General features: G+C 76.4%; 1 protein-coding gene. It reads right to left on the minus strand.

The window, feature by feature from the left end; translation table 11 throughout:
- Window positions 1–1,714: DUF2264 domain-containing protein (locus tag C1J00_RS42965; protein WP_102914186.1), on the minus strand; the 1,714-nt coding region annotated here is incomplete at its 3' end.
- Between the last annotated feature and the right edge of the window lie 4 nt (window positions 1,715–1,718).

Here is a 1,718-nt window from a genome sequence, read left to right on the forward strand (position 1 = left end):
GGGTGAGGCAGGGGGTCGCCGAGTGGTGGCCGCAGGCGTTGGTGCCGGCCGCCCGGGCCACCGCGGCCCCGGCGTCCCGCCACCCGTGCAGTGCGACGATGGTGCTGGTCAGCCCGTCGGCGCGCCGGGCCCGCGCCCGCCCGGGGCCGGCCGACGCGACCGGCGGCGCGCTGTCGTCGGCGACGGCCCAGCCCCCTTCGCGCACGGGTGTGCCGGGCGGCGCGTCGACGCGGTGGACCCGGACCTCCCAGGCGCCGTGGGTCACGCTGACCGTCTCGATGCGGTGTCCTTCGTCGCTGCCCGGGAGCACCGCCCGGTGCCAGGAGGCGGCCCGCGCGCCCTGGACGCCGAGGGGGTGGATGCGGCCGCGCGGGGTGGGCGTGCCGTCGGGGGCGAGCAGGGCGATGTGGTTGTCGGGAGCCCGGTGCGCCGGTGTCTCGGGCGCCGTCGCACTGGAGTAGGCGAACCGGGCGTAGTGCGGGCTGTCCTCAGCCGTCGCGGGTGGGGGTGGCAGCCGGTCGCTGCCGTGGTTGACGAGCCGGACGATTCCGTCGGCGGCGGTGGAGTGCAGCAGCCAGCCCGGGGCGGGTAACGCGCGGCGGACGTCGCCCGACTCGGCCGGGCCGGGTTCCTCGGGCTCGGTCCACACGGGGTGGTCGGCGGGCAGGAGCAGGCCGAGGAAGGCCTTGCTCGCCCAGTACGGGGAGGCGGGGCCCGAGTAGCGCTGGGTGACCGGGAGGAAGGGCCGGTACCAGCCGAGCGTGAGCAGCCCCCGCTCGTCGGGCACGCCCCGCTCGGCGAAGTGCTTCAGCGCCCCGGAGGCGAGGCGGCGGGTGCGGCCGGGCGGGAGCGGAGTGGCGTCGGCGAGCACGCCCGCCCACAGGGGCGCTGTCGTGGCGAACCGGTAGGTGAGGGAACGGCCCTGGTGGACGGGGGCGCCGTCGCCGCCGAAGAAGTGCTGGTGGTCGTGGAGGAACGACCGCAGACGCGCCCGGTGTTCCGCCACCAGCCGGGAGTCGGCGCGCGGTCCGGCGATACGCGCCCAGAGCACCGGATAGAGGTGCAGGGCCCAGGCGTTGTAGTAGTCGAACTTGCGGCCGTCACCGTCGGTGTACCAGCCGTCGCCCCGGTACCAGTCCTCCAGTCTGGCCAGCCCGGCGTCGATCTCGGCGCGGCTGTGCGGGGCGCCGACGGAGGCGAGGAACTCCTCGGTGATGACCTGGAACAGCCGCCAGTTGGAGTCGTTGACGACCGCTCCGAGGAAGCCGCCGAGCCAGTCGGCGATCCGCTGCCGTACCCGGTCGTCGAGCCGGTCCCAGATCCAGGGGCGGGTTTCGTGCAGGGCGATCGCGACGGACGACGCCTCGACCATGGGCTGGCTCCGGTCGGTGATGGGCGGCCAGTGGTCGGGGCTGCGCGGGTCGGTGCCGGACTCCAGCCCGGCCGCGTACCGCTCGATCAGGCCGGGCGTCTCCCGCCCGCCCGAACCGGCGATGCGGAACGCGGCCAGCAGGAAGGAGCGGGCGAAGCCCTCCAGTCCGTCGGACCACGGCCCGGATTGGCTGGGCGGCCCGGGCAGGCGGTACTGGGCCAGGCCCGGGGAGGCGTAGGGCGTCAGGGCGTCCAGGAGGCGGTCGGCGACGGCCTCCCAGTGGGCGCGGGTCCAGCCGGTGGCGGGCGAGGCCGACGGGTCGGCCGGGGGCAGCCGGGGCAGGTTG

It is taken from the genome of Streptomyces cahuitamycinicus, assembly GCF_002891435.1.
Classification (GTDB): domain Bacteria; phylum Actinomycetota; class Actinomycetes; order Streptomycetales; family Streptomycetaceae; genus Streptomyces; species Streptomyces cahuitamycinicus.